Source organism: Nostoc sp. CmiVER01, from assembly GCF_034531135.2.
Taxonomy (GTDB): domain Bacteria; phylum Cyanobacteriota; class Cyanobacteriia; order Cyanobacteriales; family Nostocaceae; genus Nostoc.
In genome coordinates, this window is the sequence record NZ_JAVRBU020000022.1 from 25,178 (window position 1) to 46,043 (window position 20,866).

At 40.6% G+C, this 20,866-nt stretch carries 17 protein-coding genes; 4 read left to right on the top strand and 13 right to left on the bottom strand.

Annotation, left to right across the window (positions count from 1 at the left end; genetic code table 11):
- Positions 1–306: 306 nt before the first annotated feature.
- Positions 307–1,527: a geranylgeranyl reductase gene (chlP, locus tag RMZ43_RS30500; RefSeq protein ID WP_322654955.1), complete on the bottom strand. Its 1,221-nt coding sequence runs from the start codon at positions 1,525–1,527 to the stop codon at positions 307–309.
- Positions 1,528–1,716: 189 nt separating this feature from the next.
- Here chlP and yidD point away from each other — a divergent pair, with 189 nt between their 5' ends.
- Entirely contained in the window at positions 1,717–2,241 is a 525-nt protein-coding gene (yidD, locus tag RMZ43_RS30505; protein ID WP_322655000.1) for a membrane protein insertion efficiency factor YidD, read from the top strand.
- A 104-nt stretch (positions 2,242–2,345) separates the two neighbouring features.
- Positions 2,346–3,362, top strand: coding sequence for a sulfate/molybdate ABC transporter ATP-binding protein (locus tag RMZ43_RS30510; RefSeq protein WP_322650556.1), 1,017 nt, complete (start codon positions 2,346–2,348; stop codon positions 3,360–3,362).
- A 244-nt stretch (positions 3,363–3,606) separates the two neighbouring features.
- Here RMZ43_RS30510 and RMZ43_RS30515 read toward each other — a convergent pair whose 3' ends face one another.
- The 9 genes from RMZ43_RS30515 to RMZ43_RS30555 all read right to left on the bottom strand — a co-directional run bounded on the left by RMZ43_RS30515 (position 3,607) and on the right by RMZ43_RS30555 (position 14,424).
- Positions 3,607–4,215, bottom strand: a complete 609-nt coding sequence (locus tag RMZ43_RS30515) for a DUF4360 domain-containing protein (protein WP_322654956.1) — start codon at positions 4,213–4,215, stop codon at positions 3,607–3,609.
- Positions 4,216–5,159: 944 nt separating this feature from the next.
- Positions 5,160–5,795, bottom strand: a complete 636-nt coding sequence (locus RMZ43_RS30520; RefSeq protein ID WP_322654957.1) for a DUF4360 domain-containing protein — start codon at positions 5,793–5,795, stop codon at positions 5,160–5,162.
- Between the two features lie 733 nt (positions 5,796–6,528).
- A complete protein-coding gene (locus RMZ43_RS30525) occupies positions 6,529–7,170 on the bottom strand; it encodes a DUF4360 domain-containing protein (RefSeq protein WP_322650553.1) in 642 nt (213 codons plus the stop codon).
- A gap of 544 nt (positions 7,171–7,714) precedes the next feature.
- Positions 7,715–8,350: a DUF4360 domain-containing protein gene (locus RMZ43_RS30530; protein ID WP_322654958.1), complete on the bottom strand. Its 636-nt coding sequence runs from the start codon at positions 8,348–8,350 to the stop codon at positions 7,715–7,717.
- A gap of 1,117 nt (positions 8,351–9,467) precedes the next feature.
- Positions 9,468–10,202, bottom strand: a complete 735-nt coding sequence (locus tag RMZ43_RS30535) for an HAD family hydrolase (protein WP_322654959.1) — start codon at positions 10,200–10,202, stop codon at positions 9,468–9,470.
- Between the two features lie 159 nt (positions 10,203–10,361).
- Positions 10,362–11,450, bottom strand: coding sequence for a 30S ribosomal protein S1 (locus RMZ43_RS30540; protein WP_322654960.1), 1,089 nt, complete (start codon positions 11,448–11,450; stop codon positions 10,362–10,364).
- 294 nt (positions 11,451–11,744) lie between these two features.
- Positions 11,745–11,852, bottom strand: a complete 108-nt coding sequence (locus RMZ43_RS30545; protein WP_084227385.1) for a photosystem II reaction center protein T — start codon at positions 11,850–11,852, stop codon at positions 11,745–11,747.
- Between the two features lie 108 nt (positions 11,853–11,960).
- Positions 11,961–13,490: a photosystem II chlorophyll-binding protein CP47 gene (gene psbB / locus RMZ43_RS30550; protein ID WP_322650549.1), complete on the bottom strand. Its 1,530-nt coding sequence runs from the start codon at positions 13,488–13,490 to the stop codon at positions 11,961–11,963.
- Between the two features lie 607 nt (positions 13,491–14,097).
- The gene (locus RMZ43_RS30555) at positions 14,098–14,424 is read right to left on the bottom strand and encodes a hypothetical protein (protein WP_322650548.1); all 327 of its coding nucleotides are present in this window, start codon (positions 14,422–14,424) and stop codon (positions 14,098–14,100) included.
- 567 nt (positions 14,425–14,991) lie between these two features.
- Between RMZ43_RS30555 and RMZ43_RS30560 the strand changes: the two genes are divergently transcribed.
- Both RMZ43_RS30560 and RMZ43_RS30565 read left to right on the top strand, forming a co-directional pair.
- Positions 14,992–16,644, top strand: a complete 1,653-nt coding sequence (locus RMZ43_RS30560) for an ABC transporter substrate-binding protein (protein WP_322654961.1) — start codon at positions 14,992–14,994, stop codon at positions 16,642–16,644.
- A gap of 145 nt (positions 16,645–16,789) precedes the next feature.
- The gene (locus RMZ43_RS30565) at positions 16,790–17,815 is read left to right on the top strand and encodes an ABC transporter permease (protein WP_322654962.1); all 1,026 of its coding nucleotides are present in this window, start codon (positions 16,790–16,792) and stop codon (positions 17,813–17,815) included.
- A gap of 15 nt (positions 17,816–17,830) precedes the next feature.
- On the opposite strand, the gene RMZ43_RS30570 is transcribed toward RMZ43_RS30565, so the two are convergent.
- From RMZ43_RS30570 to RMZ43_RS30580, 3 genes are all read right to left on the bottom strand, one after another.
- Positions 17,831–18,436 (bottom strand): hypothetical protein, encoded by a 606-nt coding sequence (locus RMZ43_RS30570; RefSeq protein ID WP_322650545.1) that lies wholly within the window; start codon positions 18,434–18,436, stop codon positions 17,831–17,833.
- Positions 18,437–18,517: 81 nt separating this feature from the next.
- Positions 18,518–19,633, bottom strand: coding sequence for an ABC transporter permease (locus RMZ43_RS30575; protein WP_322650544.1), 1,116 nt, complete (start codon positions 19,631–19,633; stop codon positions 18,518–18,520).
- A 92-nt stretch (positions 19,634–19,725) separates the two neighbouring features.
- Entirely contained in the window at positions 19,726–20,607 is an 882-nt protein-coding gene (locus RMZ43_RS30580) for an Npun_R2479 family HD domain-containing metalloprotein (protein ID WP_109009623.1), read from the bottom strand.
- Between the last annotated feature and the right edge of the window lie 259 nt (positions 20,608–20,866).

Consider the following 20,866-nt stretch of genomic DNA (forward strand, 5'->3'; position numbering starts at 1 on the left):
TCGAGAAAGGAATATTTTCATTGCTATCTCCTGCGAGCTTTAAAGCCGTTATCTCCTTGATTGAGCGATCGCCTACTATACCTCTAGCCCAAAGCCTTATTTTCTCGTAATTTATTGTCACTAATATTAAGTTATTGAGAATAAATTATAGTCTGAAACTCTTGCTGCTTCGTTGTTTCATGACTTAACGGGAAAAGTCAGATATATGTTGTGGGGTGGGCATCTCGTCCGCCTTAATTAATAAGCGTACAGGATGTCCACCCCACAAAATTGGGTAATTTATTTGTTCTGGTCCTTTGCACGCAATTAAGGTGCAAGGGCATTACCCCGAATTAGACTACCAATAGTTTTGGCAGTAATTTTTAGTTGGGTGATGGGATTAGCTGGGACAACGGTCTTATACAGATAGCTATCAAATGTTAGCCGTTGTACATCGAGGTCATCACACATTTCCACAAAGGCTTCGCGGGTGGCGTCGGAACGATAGAATACGGTTTGCAGAATGTCCAGCACCTTGTAAGTAAGTCCGTATCTTTTATCCCAACGCTTTAGGTAAACCTTCAGGTCGCCTTCTGTAGGAATCCGGCTACCACTGTTAGATGCTTCTACAATGGTTTCGGCACACATCCGCCCAGATTTAGCAGCAAAATAAATACCTTCACCAGAGGACTTGGTAACGTAACCAGCAGCATCTCCCACTAAAGCGATGCGACCAACAACACGACGGGGACGGGGATGTTCAGGAATGGGGTGCGCTTCAACTTTGATGATTTTACCGCCTGCTAGCTTCTCGGAAGCACGGGCGCGGATACCAGCTTGTAACTGTTTGATGCTGGCTTTATTAATGTGCATTGTACCAGTACCAACCGCTACGTGGTCATATTTGGGGAAAACCCAAGCGTAGAAATCGGTAGAAACGTCATCACCGACATACATTTCGGCGAGGTCGTTATAGTAGGCCATTTTGTCTTCGGGTAAGCGAATTCGCTCTTGGAAAGCGATCGCATAATTGTAATCCCCAGCGTCCATTTCTTTAGCAACGCGAGAATTGGCCCCATCCGCCCCAATAATTAGATCCACTTTCAGAGTTTTGGCAATACCCTGTGATATTCCTTCTGTATGGTCAACGTAATGGATGGTATAGGGATCGGTATTGTTTCCTGGTATATCAATTTTATGAACAGTGGCATTAATTAAATTTGCGCCTAGTTTTGCGGCGCGATCGCGCAAAAAGCCATCAAGTACTTCCCGACGGCACATTCCTATATATTCTTCTTCATTTACCAGATTGATATCAACCTCACGATTAGAAGGCGAAATCATTTTCATCTTCCGTACCCGGCGATCGATAATCTCTGGTGGTAAGTCAAATTCACTCACCATACATAGAGGAATTGCACCCCCACAAGGCTTTGCATTGTCTAGCTTCCGCTCAAACAGGTAGGTTTCAATCCCAGAGGCTGCCAGTGTTTCTGCGGCAGATGAACCAGCAGGGCCTGACCCAATAACAGCAACCCGTAGTGTCAAAGGTCTTTCTCCCAATCTTCACATTTACCGAGAGCATACTACCACGGTCTTTCTAGTGATTTGGCGCTTTTCCCCCAGGTTCCTGCACAAATGCAATATTCCTTAATGTTTCGATACGAATTAGGGATTGTGGATTGGATATTGAGATTGGGAAAAATGAAGAATATTGCCTACTCCCCAGTCCCCAATATGCAGCATTCTTTATTTGATTCTCTTAGCAGACAAATCAGCGTTGCCGCAATTAATAGTTATCAAAAGCATATTTCCCCATACAAAGGCTTTGCTTGCGCTCACCGCTTATTATATGGCGGTGAATCTTGCTCTAGCTACTTCAAGCGGGTAGTTGCTAAAGAAGGGTTAAAAGTAGCTTTTGTTAATTCCCGTGAAAGATTTCAAGCTTGCAAGCAAGCTAACCAAATTTTGCGTAGACGCGTAGCGGCTTGTCGCTACGCGTCTACGCAAACCGAGAACTCAGAAGACTCAACAGAAAAGGAAGCAGACACGCAGCAACGACAAAAAGTATCTGGTAAAGTTACTCAAAAATCCTCATTTATTAGCACCAATAATACTGACTGTTTTGATTGTGCCGATTTGGGCTGCAATTGTGTCGAGATGGTTAGCATAATTCCGCATTGTAGTTCCCCGGATTGTGGTTCCCTAGATTGCAGTGGTGCTGACTGTAGCTTCCTCGATTGCGGCAGTTGTAGTAGCTAAATCTTGGCTAAATATTGTTTATCTCTAACTAACGATATATGGTATATGTAAGACACAGTAATCCTAGCAGGAAACTGTAGATTAGTTGCAGAGGTACAGCCGCAGTGGGTATAGTAGTTGAGAATGTCTCTAAACAATTCGGGAGTTTCAAGGCAGTTGATCAGGTTAGCCTGGAAATTAAGAGTGGTTCGCTAGTTGCGTTGCTCGGCCCATCAGGATCAGGTAAATCTACGCTACTACGGTTAATTTCAGGTTTAGAAATGCCAGATAGTGGCAAAATTCTGCTTACCGGTAAGGACGCTACATACCAAAGCGTGCAACAGCGCAATATTGGCTTTGTGTTTCAGCATTATGCTTTATTTAAGCATCTGACTGTCAAGCAAAATATTGCCTTTGGTTTAGAAATTCGTAAGGCACAGCCAAAAAAAATTAAGGGGCGAGTAGAACAGTTACTCGAATTGGTGCAATTGAGTGGATTAGGCGATCGCTATCCATCACAACTTTCTGGTGGTCAAAGACAACGGGTAGCATTGGCAAGGGCACTGGCAGTAGAACCAGAAGTCTTACTGCTAGATGAACCTTTTGGCGCACTTGATGCTAAAGTCCGCAAAGACTTAAGGGCATGGTTACGCCGCCTCCATGATGAGGTTCATGTTACCACGGTTTTTGTCACCCATGATCAAGAAGAAGCAATGGAAGTCTCCGATGAAGTTGTGGTGATGAATAAAGGGCGTGTCGAGCAGGTGGGGACACCAGCAGAAATTTATGATAATCCTGCCACCGCATTTGTGATGAGCTTCATAGGCCCGGTGAATGTGTTACCCAGCAACTCTAAGATTTTTGAAAGTAGCGGATTTGATGCACCACACCCACAAGTATTTTTGCGTCCGCAAGATGTGATATTAGAAAAGGTTGCTAACGGTTCTACTACAGCTGCTACAGTCAGCCGTTTGATACATTTGGGTTGGGAAATTCAGGTAGAATTAACTTTCGATGATGGGCAAGTGTTGATGGCGCATTTAACACGCGATCGCTTTAACCAATTAGAATTAGAACCGAAACAACGGGTGTATGTGAAGCCAAAGGATGCCAAGTCCTTCCCTCTGTCTTATTCAATTTAGTTAGCAGGGTGGAAATATTTTATTTATGCTTGCTGTTTTATGCCACAGTAGAAAAACGTTGCCAGAATATTTGCCAAATCCACCAGAGTAGTGTAGTCAGGGGTAGACTGCACAAAAATATACAAAAGCACCAGCCTAGTATCATACTAAGCCTGGTGCGCTGGCTTTTTATCGATTTTTTGTGAGGACTAATTTAATCCTCTAAGATTCGACTCTCTACATGGCATCGCTATATCTGTTCCTACTAGCAAGGAGTCAAATTAAACCTAATTCTATAAATTCCATTGAATCCAATTTGAGTTTGCTGCCCCGCAGCTACATTTGTAGCACGCGCTATCAAATTTGTGTTGATGCCGAAAACCGAACTCACTCGGTTAGCACATGCGTCTACTGTATCTCCTGTAATAGCTACATCTTTCAGCCATCCAACTGAAGAGCCAGAAGCGAAGTTTGCGTTTAGATCATTCTTAGATGGAATTACTTTCCCTTGAAACACTGGTGTAACCCTTAGAGCAGCAGTACCCCCCTGAGGTACATTTGCAAAACCAGAATATCTCAAGTTAATGGGCTGAACTTTGTAGCCCTTAGGGATATTAAGTCCAATTCTAAGATTGCAAGATTGTGATACAACTCTAGGAGATACAGCTGTAGCCTGAAATCGAGGGAAAGTTACAGACAGAGTGTTTCCTACCAAAGTTCCCTGGAAACTTCCAGACGAGCAGCCATTTCCGAAAACAGTTACTGGAACACTTTCAAACTGAAATGCTGGTGTTTGAGCCTGCGCCTCAGATAAACCCACAACATTTAAACTCAGTAGCGTCAAGCTGGAAATAAGAGCAGTTAAAACTTTCATATCTTTCATCTCAAATAAGGAGAGCTTCTCAGGTTTGTTGTCAATAACTATGTCTCAAGACACAGAGTCAAAAATTTCTTCAGAGCTATTGGAAGAAATCTTTCGATGAGTTGGTACAGCTTTACAAAGATCAAGTTTTGGAAAAATTAAATGCAAAACTAACTATGCATTAAAAAAACCTAACAAAGATTAAAGTTAAAACTGTCATCTAGTAACTCCGCGAAAATCTGTAATCTCGTGTGGATATTACATGGAATGTCAATCTCCTAATAGACTTCTAAACAAAAAAACTTTACCTGGCAGACTTTTTGGATTTGGGGATTTATAAGGCTCATTAAATGTATGGAGTACGCTCTGATTAAGAAAGACAGAAATATAATAAAACAATCAATTTCTGACTTAAAAATTGTTTACCAGCGTATTTCACTTATCAGAAAATAATTCAGGAGTCAGGGCTTAGAATTCAGAATTGAATTCTGCACGAAAAAGAAAATCATGTAGAGGTAGCGAGTCTACCAGCAAATGAATAATTGAGTTTAAGACCCTAACTAAATCTTCTCCTTTGGAGACGCACTCGCGTTCGATTTAGCCTTCAAGAATAAAATGGCGGTATTGAACCCCCACTAATTGATTCTGACTCCTGAATTCTTACTTCTGAATTCTTTTTTAATTAAGAATTGCCCTCACAAGAAGTTTTATAAACATTATACCATTAACTTATCAAACAAAAATATATTATTTTAATATCCAAAGACATATTTTTTACCAATTATGATTTATTTAGATTTGTCAACTACTTTGGCGTGACCTAACTATTTGTCAAGATAGAGAGGCAAAGATTTATTCAGAGTAATTGAAGAAGTCTTTCCATAAGTTGGTAAAGTTTTACAAACAGCAGTTTTTGTAAAATATTAAATGCAAAACTGACTATGCATTTAAAAAACCTAACAACGCTTAAAAGCAAATTTTATTTGGAACAATACATCCTTAATTGTTGTGTCAATTGTATTAATTCGGATTTGGGTTTCTTGATTTGCAGGTATATCTCTAGCTCTTGCAGTCAGAGTTGAATTAATACCAAAAATCGAACTGACTGGTCTACTACATGCATTTATTGTGTTTGCTATAATATCTATATTTTTGTTCCAAGTATCTGAAAAGCCAGCCGGAAACGTTTGATTTGGATTATTGATAGTTGCAACACTTGCACCTTGAAATGATATTTCAACCCTCAAATCAGCACTGCCTCCTGTAGGCACATCTGCAAAGCCAAGATACCTGATGCTAATCGGCTGAACGTTAAATCCAGAAGGTATATCAAGACCGAACCGCAGATTGCAGGATGCTGATACAACTTTAGGAGGTGAAGCTTTAGCTTCAAACCGAGAAAATGTTACTGAAGCAGTATCTCCATTCAAAACTAGCTGTGCTGTTCCGCTTGGGCAACCATTTCCGAAAAAAGTTCCACCAACTTGTTGAAACTTAAATCCTGTGGGTGTTTGAGCCTGTACCTGAAATAAACTCACAACATTTAAACTCAGTAGCGTCAAACTGGAAATCATACCAGTTAAAACTTTCATATAATAACTCCACGAAAATTATATAATCTCCTGTACGTATTAGCTGCGATGTCAAACCCCTAATATACTTTTACAAATACAAATTTTACCTAGTAGCATTTTCCAAGTTGGAAGATTCTCAGCAGTTCTTAATTGTCTGCAATATGCTCGGCTTCAAAGAGACAGAAATAGAATAAAATAATTACTTTCTAGCTCGTAAATTATTTATTAGCGTATTTCAATTTTCAGAAAATAATTCAGGAGTCATGACTTAGAGTTCAGAATTTAATTCTGTATAAATAGCAGATAGCGAAGCAATAGGTAGTCTCCCAGCAAAATTAATAAATGGGTTTAATACCCTCAGCAAATTTTCTCTTTTGTAGACGCACTCGCGTTCGATTTACTGTTCAATAATGAAATGGTAGGTCTGACCCCCCACTAAATTGATTCTGACTCCTGAATTCTTACTTCTGAGTTTTTATCCAATTCAGAATTGCAGTCATAATAATCCTTGAAAAAATTCAAAATCACAGATAAATATATTTTACCTATCCAACAATGTATGTTCGGTAAATTGTGATTTTGATATATTTCTCAGCTAATTTGACTTGACCTAGTTATTTATCAAGAGATAGAGTCCAAGATTTCTTCAAAGCGATTAGAAGAAATCTTTCGATAAGTTGGTAAAGCAGCTTTTGAGATTTAAGCTTTTGGTAAAAATTAAATACAATAACTAACTATGCATTTAAAAAACCTAACAAGGATTAAACTCAAACTTGACTTGGAACAATACAGGGCCGATTGTTGTGTCGATTGTATCAATTCGGACTTGGGTTTCTAAACCTTTAGGTTTACTTGGTACATTTGTAGCTCTTGCTATCACAGTTGAATTGATACCAAAAACCGAACTCGCTGGATTCTTACATGCATTTATTGTATTTAATACAATACCTACATCTTTGCTCCAATTATCTGAGAAGCCAGCATTAAACTTTTGGTTTGGATTATCGTTAGTTGGAACTTCTTGACCTTGAAAGAGTATTTTTACATTTAGGTCAGCACTGCCTCCTTTAGGCACATCTGCAAAGCCATTATATAGGACGTTAATCGGCTGAACGTTAAATCCAGAAGGTACACTCAGACCGATCCGCAGATTGCAGGATGCTGATACAGTTTGAGGACGTTGAGCTTTAGCTTCAAATGCAGAAAATGTTATTGAAAGGGTATCTCCATTCAAAACTCCCTGTATTTTTCCCGGTGGGCAACCACTTCCCGAAAAACTTACTGGAACATTTTGAAGCTGAAATCCTTCTGTTTGAGCCTGTACCTGAGATAAACCCACTAGATTTAAACTCAGTAAGGTCAAGCTGGAAATAATGCCAGTTAAAATTTTCATGTTGTTAGACTCCGCGAAAACGTTTAATTTTCTGTACAAATTAGCTGCAACTTTAAATTCCCTAAGACTCTTCCTTTTACACAAAATAATTTTAACCACCGATCTCTTTGGTATTTGGGGAGTTATAGCAGTTCTTAATTGTCTACAATACGTTTTGGTTAAAGCAGACAGAAATCGCATAAAATAATTAATTTCTGATTTTGAAATTATTTAAGATCAGCGTATTTCATTTATTTAAGAATTGCCATTTTGTAGCCAATACAGTTTTTCCAAACAAAGAGCCAGAGATTTCTTCCAATCGCTCTGAAGAAATCTTTGGATAAGTTTGGTAAGCAATTATAGAGAATGTTTTAAAAGGGTATTTTGCTCTCATGATAAAGCACGCCCAAGTGTCTCAGTACATAGCTGAAATCTTATTTGTTCGTCGCAGTTGAACTGAGCCAGAATAGTAAAACTATACATTCCGGAACTTTTAAAACATCCTCTTATATGTATCAGCTTTAGTAAACAATTAAATGCAAAATTAACTATGCATTTAAAAAAATTAACAAGGCGTAAAAGCAAACTTGATTTGGAACAATACAGGGCCGATGGTTGTGTCTATTGTATCAATTCGGATTTGGGTTTCTTGGTTTACAGGTATATTTGTAGCTCTTGCTGTCAGATTTGTATTGATACCAAAAATCGAACTCACTGGCTTCTTACATGCATTTATTGTACCTAATGTAATACCTACATTTTTGCTCCAAACATCTGAGAAGCCAGAGTTAAACGTTGCGTTTGGATTATTGTTAGTTGGAACCATTTGACCTTGAAATAGCACTCTAACGTTCAGGTTAGCATTACCCCCTTTAGGCACATCTGCAAAGCCATTATATAAAATGTTAATCGGCTGGACGTTCAATCCAGAAGGTACATTAAGACCGATCCGTAAATTGCAGGATACTGATACAACTTTAGGAGGTGCAGCTAAAGCTTCAAACTCAGAAAATGTTACTGAAAGAGTATCTCCATTCAAAATTCCCTCTGCTGTTCCCTTTGGGCAACCATTTCCGAAAAGAGTTACTGGAACTTTTTGAAAAGTAAATCCCTGTGGTGTTTGAGCCTGCACCTGAGATAAACCAACAACATTTAAACTCAATAGTGTCAAGCTGGAAATCAGACCAGTTAGAATTTTCATATTTTTCGACTCCGCAAAGACGTGTAATTTCTGGACATGAGCTGCAACTTAAAATTCCTAAGATACTTCTACGCAAAGGAATTCTACCCAGCATCCTGTTTGAGGTTTGGGGCTTTTAGCAGTTATTAAATATGTATGTGCAATACGCTCTGTTAAGGCAAACAGAAACATGATAAAACAATCAATTTCTAGCTCAGAAATTAATTATTTATCAGCGTATTTCACTTATCAGACAAGAATCCAGGAGTTAAAATTGGCAATCTAGAATTTAATTCTGTACAACTGGGGTAGCTACCCTACGAGCAGATGAATAAATGGTTTAAGGCGGCGACTAAATTGCTCGCGTAGCGTCTCCAAAGGAGAAGATTTAGTGGTCAACGACAAATAGGCGGATCTTAATTTCCCACTAATTTATTTTGACTCCTGAATTCTGATTTCTGAATTTTTCCATTGAGAATTGTTCTTCTAACAAGCCTCAAAAAAATAGTAAGTTATCTGAGAAATATTTTATATCTATCTAAAGGAATAGATAAAGTAAATTTTAACAAACTATTACGGGAAAGCACTTAGGCATGTAGCATTCGTGAGAGGTTAAGGTAGCTACTATTTGTCAATCAGCAATAGTACTTAAAATCTTGCTAGAATCGGGCTAAAATTGGGGTTAAAAACACAATTTTGAGCAGGCGATGCCTATGGCGGGCTACGCCTACGTGTAATTTCGATACGCATCTTTTATTCTTGATCCATTGCTTTAGTACAAGAGTTAATTTCATATCTCTGCTTGTTCCAAATTTCCAGCATAATTTTTAATTGACAAAAATAAGATTATCTTAACCTCTCACCGATGGGTTATGTAGCGGTGAGACAGCACTCTTGGTATTTCTCTCAGTAGCTATTTGCTCTACTTAGGGAGGCCCCAAGTAGAAGAGGTAGTTGGTTCTAGGGGTTGCTCCCGTTGTAACAACTGCTCTCAAATGACGTCAGACGATTGCGAACTTGGTAGGTAGAGACGCCCTTACGTAACTAACGCAAGCCTTACGAGCATCAGTGCTTGTCGTCAGACATCGCTATTACCTATAGATCCTTTCAACAGCTATTTGGCGTCGTTAAAGATAAACTAATCTTTTAAAATCTGGATTTCATCAAGTTGATTAATCACTACATCTGCACCTCGGACATTATCCGACTTACCCACCCAAGTGATACCAATACAACCTGCGGCTTTAGCATCACGCGCCATTTGCATATCACCAACGGAATCACCTACCATCAATGTAGTGCCTGGTTCGACTCCCAAAGCTTGGCAAGCTTGCAAAAATAGCACTGGATCTGGTTTACTCGGCCCGTCATCTACTCCCATTTCCAGCTGAATATAATCACCTAACTGATGATTAGCTACAAAATTATGTACTTCATCAGTTGTCGCAGCAGAGAGGATGCCGAGTTTCAGCCCCCCTTCTTGAAGGTATTTCAACACCTCTAAACTACCCACAAAAAGCGGTGAAGGAGTTTGATCGATATATTTTTCAGCTTCATCCAAAGCTTGACGGGCAATTTTTAAACACTCAAACCAACCTTTTCCAGTTTCAGCAATATACGCTGCGGCGGCGATTTCAGTTTCGCGGCGACTTGCTACGGATACTATACCCGCCGGGTCGAGGGTGTTACTATTAACGCCAAATGCCATTAATAGCGGTTCCCCAATACCGGGAAATTGTGCGTCTATCAACCTTGCTGCTCTTTGTGCAAGCGATCGCAAATACGTTTCTGAATCTTCTAGAGTACCGTTTTTGTCAAACAAAATTGCCTGGATATTATCAAAAGTGATGTTTCTACATTTAATAGTTGCCATAATATTTCATTCCATTTATTTAGTTAAAAGTGAAGAGTTATTAGTGTTTATGTTTAACTCTTAATTGCTCCCAATTCTTCACATAAAAAAAGAGGGTTTTCCCCTCTTTATAGAATTATTTAATACTCTTACTTACAAATAAGTAAAACTATAAATGTATTATTCTTCAATAGCTGCTGGAATTCCTTCTTCAGTTTCCGTTGCTGCGGGAATTTCTTCTTCAGTTTCCGTTGCTGGTGGAATATCTTCGTCAAGTTCAGCTGCTGGTGGAATATCTTCGTCAAGTTCCGTTGCTGGTGGAATATCTTCTTCTGCTACAACTTCAGTAGAAGCAGCAGTAGCACCTTGTTGCTTGGCTAGCAACTGTTCACGATATTTAGCAGCCATTTCTTCTGCTTTATCGTAGACCAAATCCCGGTTTTTAATCATGTCGCCTGGTTCTGGTTCTAGCTGCTTGGTAGATAGGGAAATCCGACCCCTTTCTGCATCCAAATCAATGATCATAACTTTTACTTCATCATTGACATTGAACACGCTATGAGGTGTATCAATGTGTTCGTGGGAAATCTCAGAAATGTGCAGTAGACCACTGACGCCGCCAATGTCGATGAAAGCACCGTAAGGCTTAATGCCACGAACTGTACCAATTACTACTTCGCCGACTTCTAGGCGGTTCATCTTACGTTCAACCAGCGCCCGACGATGAGATAGAACTAAGCGGTTGCGTTCTTCGTCCACCTCTAGGAATTTCAATGGCAAATCTTCGCCAACCAATTCTTCTTTAGGTTTACGGGTACTGATATGAGAGCCGGGGATAAAGCCACGTAATCCCTCAATCCGTACTAATGCTCCACCGCGATTGGTTGCAAATACGCCAGAACGGACAGTAGCATCTTCTGCTTGCAGCTGTCGCACGCGCTCCCAAGCCCGCATATACTCAATACGGCGAATGGAAAGGGTTAATTGACCATCTTCGTTTTCATCGGTAAGGATGAAAAATTCCCGCGTTTCGTTTGACTGTAAGACTTCTTCCGGGCTATCTACCCGGTTAATAGACATTTCTTGTATAGGAATATATGCTGCGGTTTTAGCACCAATGTCAATCAGAGCGCCGCGCGGCTCTATACTGAAAACTGTTCCTGGGACAACATCACCAGGGCTAAAATGATAATCGTATTTGTCAAGTAGAGCAGCGAAATCTTCGTGAGTGAATCCAATTTCTGTAGCGGTTAAATTCTGATTGACCATGCTGATTTGTTCCTGGTTCTAGTCTCCGTAAAGGTTGTGCGACAAGCGCGATGTGCTATGCAAACAGTTTTATGCCAGCTTACATTAACATCCATTTTCATCCTAGCGCAGAAAAGCTAGTATTAACACATATCTACTCCCAAGATTGGAAATTATATCACAATCTAAAAATGATTGGTTATTCACTTAGTAGTTAGAACTAAAAAAGGACAGATACAATAATATCCGTTGCTACTAAGGATCGTAGCAACGGATACTAAGATTAAATCCGCTTAAAGGTCTGGTATATAGGATTTACTTATCTTTTGGTTTCTCAAAACGAGGGGGTTCGCGAAATGCGATCGCAAAAAAGAGAGTACCTATACACAGAGTAAAAATCAAGATGTACGCAACGCTTTCCATATTACGATTTCCTGCCTATCCAGCTAGTAATGAGGGATTAGGATTGGGTGCTGGGTATTAGGGACTGGAAAAACTTTTCCCAGTCTCCATTCCCCAGTTTCCTGTCCTTTAAAGGGCTTCCTTCCGGCGGGTTGACTTGTCACCCACTTTCTGGAATAGACCCCACTCAACTTGCTCTTCTAGATCGGCATCAACACCAGCAAATACGTCTCGGTAGATTGTCCGAGCGCCATGCCAGAGGTGACCAAAGAAGAACAAGAGAGCAAATACTGCATGTCCAAAGGTAAACCAACCTCTAGGACTGGTGCGGAATACACCATCAGAGTTCAAGGTTTCTCGGTCAAATTCAAAGATTTCACCACCTTGAGCTTTCCGGGCATACTTCTTCACATCAGCTGGTTCTGTAAAGGTTTGACCATTCAGATTGCCACCATAGAAGCTGACGGTGACGCCAGATTGCTCAAAGCTATACTTAGATTCTGCCCGACGGAAGGGAATGTCAGCGCGGACAATTCCATCTGCATCGGTCAAAATAACAGGGAAGGTTTCAAAGAAGTTGGGGAGACGACGCACGGTCAATTCCCGTCCCTCAGAATCTTTGAATACGGCGTGACCTTGCCAAGACTGAGCAATGCCATCACCCTTAACCATCGGCCCTGTACGGAATAGACCACCTTTAGCGGGGCTATTACCGACGTAATCATAGAAAGCCAGCTTTTCGGGAATCTGCGACCAAGCTTGCTCAAGGGTTGCACCTTGGGCAACACTTGTTTGGACGCGTTGCTGAATTTCTTGACGGAAGTAGCTTTGATCCCATTGATAGCGGGTTGGGCCAAACAATTCGATGGGAGTAGCGGCGTTGCCGTACCACATAGTACCAGCAACAACGAAAGCAGCAAAGAAAACTGCTGCAATACTGCTAGAAAGTACTGTTTCAATGTTCCCCATCCGTAGGGCTTTGTAGAGCCGTTCGGGCGGTCTTACTGTGAGGTGGAATAAGCCTGCAATAATACCAACAACTCCAGCAGCAATGTGGTGAGCCACAATCCCACCAGGGTTGTATGGGTTAAAACCATCAGGGCCCCATTCTGGTGCTACTGCTTGCGCGGCTCCAGTTATACCGTAGGGGTCAGAAACCCACATGCCTGGGCCAAATAGTCCGGTGAGGTGAAAAGCACCAAATCCAAAACAAAGTAGACCAGATAAGAACAGGTGAATGCCAAACATTTTTGGCAAGTCTAAGGCAGGTTCACCAGTGCGGGGATCTCTAAAGAGTTCCAAATCCCAGTAAACCCAGTGCCAAACGGCAGCTAGGAACAAAAGACCGGAAAGAACGATGTGAGCCGCAGCAACACCTTCAAATGACCAAAAGCCAGGATCGGTTGCTGGGCCACCAGTAACGTTCCAACCACCCCAAGATTGGGTAACGCCCAAACGTGACATGAAGGGTAGAACGAACATCCCTTGACGCCACATGGGATTGAGAACCGGATCGCTAGGGTCAAAAATAGCCAGTTCGTAGAGTGCCATCGAACCAGCCCAGCCTGCTACTAAGGCTGTGTGCATTAAGTGTACAGAAATCAGCCGCCCTGGATCATTCAGAACGACTGTATGTACTCGGTACCAGGGTAGTCCCATCGACTACGCTCCTCCTCGATGAGTTAGTTTACAAAGCAATTTTCTTACTGAGATTCTAAGGAACGAAACTCGCCAGGAACGAAACTCGCCACTCAGAAAACTCTCTCTTGTTTTTTGTTATTGCCACAGCCAAAACCTTACCACAGCTTAGTCTTATAAATTAGACAGCGCGGTTGTTTTGGCAATGCTTACTCGCTTCGGGAGGTTTACCTTGTAGGGTAGCCACCGCAAGCAAAAATGAGAATGTTTTAAAAAGTGTAACTATTGATGGAATTGTTTGCAAGCGTGTAAATTGATGCGATCGCGTAGCATGTCCAAGTTTTTTCGCTACTAATCGCTATCGGGGATTAAATTTTCTTATCTTTTCTTTACGAGGGGAAGACGGGGCAGAGCTGGATAGGGAGCAGAGGGAGTGGGGGGAAGAGGGGGATGAGGAAGCAGGGGGAGCAGGTGAGCAGAGGGGACAAGGGGACAAGGGGACAAGGGGACAAGGTGACAAAAGTTTAGAGCTTCCAACAAGTCTTTCCCCTTGTCCCCAATTCTCCTTGTCCTCAAGTCCTCTTTCCCATACCCAATGACCAATGCCCCATGCCCAAAGCCCTACTATCTACTGAACCACCAAGTGGATGTTTTGTAGTTGACATTTCGCCTCAGCCGTACCCAGGCGTTCAATTACCTGTTCAGCGCTCATTAATCGCTTGAGTACTACTTGGCCTATGGTCTGACTGGCAATTTCTGGTGTTGTTGGCTTCACTTCGACGGTTAAAACGGCTTCTTCAACTCGATAAAGCCATAGCAATTCGTTTTGTTCTACTAAACAAATGTTCATTCGTTGAATATCTGGTTGGCGGCGCCATGCAGTTATTTGCCAGAGTCCATCAGATGCCCAGACTCTCGCAACTGCCCATCCCTCAGATAGAAAGAAATATTTCACGCTCTTAGTCTCACTATTTAGACTTTCAATCTGTTGTTTACAATATCGCGATCGCTTTATTCGCTGATGTATAAACACTCTTATTTGTTAAGTAAAACCATGTAGCTGTTCTCTACGAAAAACAACGCCACGGTTGTCTGTATCCAAGTAGCAACAAGCAAAGTTTTAATGTACACTACTTGAGCTACCGTCAAAGCTTAACAAATCTATTCACTAGTAATTATGAATTTACGACAAATTTAGTAAATGTTTAAAATCTTAATTAAATAAAAACCTTTCATTATTTAACAAATGCCAAGTTTATCTTTTGGTTAATGGTTTTTTGTAACAAATAGTGCAATCGTACACAAGCAATAAATTTAACTATAAGTTGAGTAGCCGACACAAATTTTTGAGGTGGTTGCCAATTCAGTCATAATATCGAGTAAATTTTTTCATATCTGGTCGGAAGTTATCTATATGCATATATTTAGCCACACGCATTAACGTAACTAATTGTAAAAATCAACCACAATAGTCACAAATGTAGTAATATTGCTGACCTCTGATATCAAGTATTTTATCGCTATGACCTGGTTTTCTTTGTCCGTGAAACGGTGGGGTAGGATTACACAATTCGTATCTTTGTTCTGTCTATGTTTATTTTTAGTTGTTAGCTGCGCTCCTCGTCCACAGACTACTACACCCCCATCGGGTTCTGTAAATAGCCCTACAGGTGATGGTCGTATTACTATAGGTACAACAGCAAAGCCGAGAACCCTTGATCCGGCTGATGCTTATGAGTTAGCATCCTTAGGTTTGGTGTTTAATATGAGCGATCGCCTCTACACCTACGAACCAGGAAGCACGGAAATTAAACCCCAGCTAGCTACAGCATTACCGAAAGTTAGCCAAGATGCCTTAACTTATACTATTCCCTTACGTAAAGGAGTAGTTTTTCACGATGGGACTCCCTTTAATGCCCAAGCAATGGCGTTTACCATCAACCGCTTTATTCAAAATAAAGGGAAACCTTCATTCTTACTAGGTGATGTAGTAGATTCGGTAAAAACTACAGGCGAATATGAGTTAACCTTTAAGCTGAAAAAGCCCTTTGCAGCCTTTCCTTCATTGCTGGCATTTCCTGGGGTGTGTGCAGTTTCGCCAAAAGCTTACGAACTTGGTGCTGGTAAATTTAAGCCGAATATTTTTGTGGGGACTGGCCCCTACAAATTAGGACAGTATGGTACTGATTCAATCCGATTTGATGTGTTTGATAAGTATTGGGGAGAAAAACCAGTTAACAAGGGTGTTAACCTGCAAATTCAAACTAGTCCGGTTAATTTGTTTAATGCTTTCCGTACAGGCGCAATCGATGTAGCTTATTTATCGTTACAGCCAGATCAAAATCGTAGTTTGTCAGAAGGTGGTAAAAAAGGTGATTGGCAAGCGATCGCAGCTGAGGGTAGTGTAGTAAGTTATCTGGTATTAAACCGGAATCAGCAGCCTTTAGATAAATTAGAGGTAAGACAAGCGATCGCGTCAATAATTGACCGTCCCCTGTTAAATGAACGGGCGTTACTTGGTCAAGCAGATCCGCTTTATAGCATGATTCCGACAACATTGAAAGTTTCTGTGCCATTATTTAAAGAAAAATACGGTGATGCTAACTTTGATCAAGCTAAAAAATTGTTAGCTACTGCTGGTTTTTCTAAAGAGAATCCGGCAAAAATACAAATTTGGTATCCTTCTAGTTCACCTACTCGTAGTTTGGCAGCACAGACGCTCAAATCTCTTGTTGATGCCAAAATGGATGGAATACTTCAATTTGAAGTCACCCAAGCGGAAGGGCCAGCCTTCTTTAAAGATATTTCCAAAGGTTTATATCCAGGAGCTTTACTTGATTGGTATCCAGACTTTTTAGATCCAGATAATTACGTCCAGCCATTTTTGACTTGTGATAAAGGTTCAGTTGCTAAAGGATGCGAAGATGGAGCCAGTCAAACTCAGGGTTCGTTTTACTATAGCGAAGCCATGAATAAACTGATTGATCAGCAACGCAAAGAACTAAATCCCGAAGCGCGTCAGAAAATTTTTGCAGAAATTCAAACGCAAGTAGCTACTGATGTACCTTATGTTCCTTTATGGCAAAGCAAAGACTACGTATTTGCCCGAAATGGTGTGAACAGCGTACAACTTAACCCTACCCAAATTCTGGTTTACCAGACAATTAAAAAGTAGTCATTAGTCATTAGTCATTAGTCATTAGTAATAACTGTTGACCATTGACTTTTGATTCTTAAGTAAAATGTTTCATGTTCAATATATATCTAGTTAATAGCTGAGATAGTTCCAAAAACTGCATTTATATAATTTTGAATTGCTTATGTCTCGTTCTAAAGCTTTACAATATTACATTGTTTCTCGATTGCTTCTCGCGCCACTTCAGCTATTAACAATTATCACCATTGTATTTCTCTTACTAAGAGCAACACCAGGAGATCCAGCAGATGCAATTCTCGGTGGACGTGCGCCAGAAGCTGCTAAAGAAGAATTGCGAAAGCAACTGGGTTTAAACCTTCCTCTGTGGCTACAATATCTCAATTATTTGGGAAATTTGTTACGCTTTGATTTGGGAAGTTCTTTGTTGAGTCGGGGAGAGAATGTTTGGGACATAATTGGACAATATTTCCCAGCAACAGTGGAGTTAGCAATATGTAGTATGGCGGTTGCACTCATCGTTGGAATTGCGGTTGGGACTCTTTCAGCTTCTCGTCCAGGGACATATTTTGATGTCGGTGGGCGCTTATTTGGGATCATCACTTACGCACTCCCCATGTTTTGGGCGGGAATGCTTTTGCAGTTGATTTTCTCAGTCCAACTAGGTTGGTTTCCCAATTCCAACCGCTTTCCGCCCAATCTTCCGGCTCCGACTACTGTCACTGGATTGTATACAATTGATAGCTTACTCAGTGGAAATTTTACTCAGTTTTTCACATCTTTGCACCATCTTGCCCTACCGAGTCTCACATTAGGAATTTTACTCAGTGGGATTTTTGAGCGAATTGTAAGAGTGAATTTAAAGCAAACCTTGCAAGCAGATTATGTAGAAGCCGCTAGAGCCAGAGGTATTGGTGAAAACAAGATTTTAGCCTCTCATGCCTTAAAAAATGCACTAATTCCAGTAATTACAGTCTTGGGATTAACTTTTGCTTCTCTGTTAGGTGGAGCGATTTTGACAGAAGTAACATTTTCTTGGCCTGGGTTAGCTAATCGACTGTATCAAGCGATCGCCGATCGCGATTATCCCACAGTCCAGGGAGTGCTAGTATTTTTTGGTGCGATCGTTGTAAGTGCAAGTATTTTGATTGATATTTTAAATGCTTATGTAGATCCCAGAATTCGATATTAAGCTGTTTGATATTTGTTAACCTTCTTGATAAATACCACTGGCTAGAATACCAAGAATTTTATTCACATCTTTGAGATAATATTCGCTTAAATCAATTGTCAATGTTTGTTCTTCTAGTTTGAGGAATTGCCAAATACTGCCCGTTGTGACTGCTCCATAAACTGTTTTAATCTCAGTTGCAGCTTGCTGATTAAAAATTTGGGCTGCTACCATTTCTGCTGCACACTGACCTAAACCTGCATTAATATTTTCTTTTTTAGCTTCTACAACTGTAATTACTGGTGCTGTTAAAATTAGAATTTCTGGAGATTTAGTAATAATAAAATCGCAAGTGCCGTTTAGTCCTTTACTATTATCGACAGTAAAATCTACCCCAGAAAATAAACCAATTTGTTCTCGTAATTGTCGACGTAAATCAACTAAAATTGGAGCAATAATTAACTCAGAACGAGCTTTTTCACTATTACTACCTAAAGCGATCGCCAGGTTATAATTGAGTGTTTCTACAAGTAAATTACTTGCAGCTAATTCAGGAGCTTCGGCGAAAATATCACGTTTTTCTAATGTAATTAAACTAAAGTCTTGTTTTGCTTTAGCTAAACTAAACTCGCTGTAGGCCATAGAACTACTACTCCGTTTAGTTTCTAATTGGAGAATACACACCCAATTTTTGCACAAATATCAATTTCAGCTTCTAAACGCTTATCTTCTCAAACTACGAGGATCAAGTGCATCTCTTAAGCCATCCCCGAGTAAGTTGAATGCTAACACTGTAAGGATAATCAGCACAGCTGGTGGCCAAATTAACCAAGGTTGCAACACCAAAATTGAAGCATTGCTAGCCAGAGAAAGCATATTTCCCCAAGAAGGATCTGGTTGTTGTATTCCCAAACCGATGAGACTCAGTATTGCTTCTGCACCAATAAAGCTAGGAATTGCAAGAGTAGCAGAGATAACTACATAACTAGCCGTTTGCGGCAAAACGTGGCGGAGGATAATATAAATTGGGTTCGCGCCCATTGCGCGTGACGCTTGGACAAATTCTCTCTCTTTAATTGATAGTACCTGTCCCCGAATAACCCGTGCTAAACCAGCCCAGCTAATAACCGAAGTAATTACTACAATCAGCAAAAAGCGCTGGGTACTGCTTAAACCAGGTGGTAAGACTGCTCCTAAAGTCACCAAAAGATAAATACTAGGGAAAGTCATTAGCACTTCTGCCAAACGCATAATGACGCTATCAGTCACACCGCCGAAATAGCCAGAAATTCCGCCGATGATTAAACCGAGGGGGTAAGTAATAATAATGCCAAAAATCCCGATAAACATACTGATGCGACCACCATGCAGCAAGCGACTGAATTGGTCGCGGCTTTGGTCATCAGTGCCCAAGATGTTGAATTTTGCCCCAGTTGTTGTGCCAAATAAATGCCAATTTAAGGGAATACCAGGAAAGATTGTAACCTCATCCCACTTTGGGGGTAATGGCAAACTCATCTGCAACAATCGGTATTCTGGGCCAGAGACAAATAGACGTAGGGGTGAGGGTTTCGTCAAGTCTACAATGAGTTCGCGATCGCCTGTTTCTAAATTCGTGTCTCCCTGAGTTGTCGGGTAAATATAAGGCCCAACAAACTGCCCTGACTTAGAAACCCAATGTATCTTAGTTGGTGGCAGCAGTGAACCATTGGGCTGTGAAGCATAAGGGTCATAAGGAGCCACGAAATCTGCTGCAATTACTGCGATGTAGAAAATTAACAGCAAAATTGCCCCAAATCGTGCCAAAGGATTTTTCTTCAGTCGTCGCCACCAATCCATAATAGTTAGGAGTTAGTAATTAGGAGTTATGAGTTATTAAACTTTTATCTTAATTCATAACTCCTGTACAGAGGCGATTAATCGCGTCTCTACTAATTCCCAACTCCTAATTTCTCTAAATAGCGCTGCTGTTCTTCCTGTTGTTTTTCATGTTCTACAACAAACACGTTTGAGTAGAGATTAGCCAAAATTTGTTTTCCCTGTTGTGTCAGTGATAGATAATGCAGCCCCTCTTGGATATAGGGATAGACGCCATTCCAGTAAAACTTAGCGTAGTTATTACGTAAATCAGCAGGAGTTTTATAACCTAAAACTTTATTTACTCCAGTTTCTTCAAACTCGTAAAATAAAGAAGTAATTTTCTTCAGATAACGCGGGTCGCTTAGTTGACCAATCAAATCAGCAGCACGGACTAATCCGGCAAAACACCTTGTATCTTGATGATCTTCTGCCGCAGGCACAGGAAATCGAGTCAATTCAATATTACTCTTAATTGCTTCAGCATCGATTAACTTGTGACCTCCAAAACGCTCATCAATAAAAAGCTTGGCTCTATCAACATGATACGGCGTCAGACTGGCATCAGAAGCGCCAGGAGCTACAGAAATCATTTTGCCATTTTTACCTGTGGAATATAAATTTGCTGTCTCTCGGTCTTGTCGGCAAACTCCCTTAACGTAGCCAATATCATGAGACACCAAAGAAATGATACAATGCAGCCAATCTTCACTGGAAACACCACCTTCTCTAATGTGTTTGCCACGTAAGATTTCTTGCCCCACAAGGGTTACAAGTACTGTGTGTTCAACATTATGATAAAGAGCATCGCTATTGGCAATATTTTCTAAAGCCATGTTACCAGCCCAGGCGATGATATCCTGATAATCATTTTTGAAGCAGCCGTAGGTGCGACGGTAACCTTCTCGAATTTCATTTACAAAGGCATCAATTAAAATTTCAGTGGCATTGAACATATCTGATTACTCTGGTAAATACCAATTATTTATTGATTTGATTTCAAAATTCCATAATCAGGCTTGGAATTTAACCTCACTTTTATTCGTTTTTCCTTCTAGGCCAGAGGGTTAAAAACCTGATTATTTCATTGCTCCCCCGTTGAGAGAGAGGCTGGGTTGGAGAGGTTCGTGGAACTCACATGAATTTAGGACAATATATTTTGCTCATTTGTAACTCATGTGTAGCTGTGGACGCTAGCTTGTCCTATGCTTAAAT

Excerpts from the sequence above, each read along its gene's own strand:
- yidD (WP_322655000.1), top strand. The coding sequence starts at position 1,717 with ATGCAGCATTCTTTATTTGATTCTCTTAGCAGACAAATCAGCGTTGCC.
- RMZ43_RS30515 (WP_322654956.1), bottom strand. The coding sequence starts at position 4,215 with ATGAAAGTTTTAACTGCTCTTATTTCCAGCTTGACGCTACTGAGTTTA.
- RMZ43_RS30520 (WP_322654957.1), bottom strand. The coding sequence starts at position 5,795 with ATGAAAGTTTTAACTGGTATGATTTCCAGTTTGACGCTACTGAGTTTA.
- RMZ43_RS30525 (WP_322650553.1), bottom strand. The coding sequence starts at position 7,170 with ATGAAAATTTTAACTGGCATTATTTCCAGCTTGACCTTACTGAGTTTA.
- RMZ43_RS30530 (WP_322654958.1), bottom strand. The coding sequence starts at position 8,350 with ATGAAAATTCTAACTGGTCTGATTTCCAGCTTGACACTATTGAGTTTA.
- RMZ43_RS30535 (WP_322654959.1), bottom strand. The coding sequence starts at position 10,202 with ATGGCAACTATTAAATGTAGAAACATCACTTTTGATAATATCCAGGCA.
- RMZ43_RS30540 (WP_322654960.1), bottom strand. The coding sequence starts at position 11,450 with ATGGTCAATCAGAATTTAACCGCTACAGAAATTGGATTCACTCACGAA.
- RMZ43_RS30545 (WP_084227385.1), bottom strand. The coding sequence starts at position 11,852 with ATGGAAAGCGTTGCGTACATCTTGATTTTTACTCTGTGTATAGGTACT.
- psbB (WP_322650549.1), bottom strand. The coding sequence starts at position 13,490 with ATGGGACTACCCTGGTACCGAGTACATACAGTCGTTCTGAATGATCCA.
- RMZ43_RS30560 (WP_322654961.1), top strand. The coding sequence starts at position 14,992 with ATGACCTGGTTTTCTTTGTCCGTGAAACGGTGGGGTAGGATTACACAA.
- RMZ43_RS30565 (WP_322654962.1), top strand. The coding sequence starts at position 16,790 with ATGTCTCGTTCTAAAGCTTTACAATATTACATTGTTTCTCGATTGCTT.
- RMZ43_RS30570 (WP_322650545.1), bottom strand. The coding sequence starts at position 18,436 with ATGGCCTACAGCGAGTTTAGTTTAGCTAAAGCAAAACAAGACTTTAGT.
- RMZ43_RS30575 (WP_322650544.1), bottom strand. The coding sequence starts at position 19,633 with ATGGATTGGTGGCGACGACTGAAGAAAAATCCTTTGGCACGATTTGGG.
- RMZ43_RS30580 (WP_109009623.1), bottom strand. The coding sequence starts at position 20,607 with ATGTTCAATGCCACTGAAATTTTAATTGATGCCTTTGTAAATGAAATT.